Below are 596 nucleotides of genomic sequence, written 5' to 3'. Positions count from 1 at the left end.
TTGTTATTGATGACACTGCCATGACTCAAATAGAGCAGAGCGCTTTGATGTGTTGTATTGCCATTGAGGTTAAGGGTGCGGTTGGTGCCGTCGCCATCACCGAGAAGATGATATGAGTAGTTATTACCATCGCCGATAGTTGCATTGCCGCTGACAGTTGTGGTGCCATTGCCTTTTTGAGTTGAGCCATAGCCAAACCAGTTGAGTACTGTGGTGACTAGGCTGCCTGAGCCGCCAATGGTGCCGCCGTTGTGATTTAAGCTGCTGGTACTTAAACTACCTGTGCCATTGATGTTAACTGTGCCGCCAGTGACATTTAAGTCACCGTTTCCAGTCAATGTGGTGGAGTGACTGTTGAAGTTGATTTCTCCACCAGATACCTTGAACGTGCCATCATTAGTATGCGTGCTGCCGTTAAGGTTATGTGTTCCACCAGCAAACTCAAGTGTTTGACCTGTTTGAGTATTAAAGCTACCGGTAGAAGTGCCGCCGCCAGACAGGGAGAGCGTACCGGATTTCACATTGACGGTACCAGAGTTGTTGAAAGCGGTATTAATGCTTGTTTGTTTGCCGGAAGCATCTTGCACAAAGGTACC

The 596-nt window shown here is 47.8% G+C and carries 1 protein-coding gene; it reads right to left on the bottom strand.

Annotated features, from left to right (window positions below; all coding sequences use genetic code 11):
• On the bottom strand, positions 1–596 hold a 596-nt coding region (locus tag ACT53D_RS14270), incomplete at both ends, for a hypothetical protein (RefSeq protein WP_476156854.1).

The organism is Methylophilus sp. DMC16 (assembly GCF_056314045.1).
This window is presented reverse-complemented; position numbering and strand designations above follow the sequence as displayed.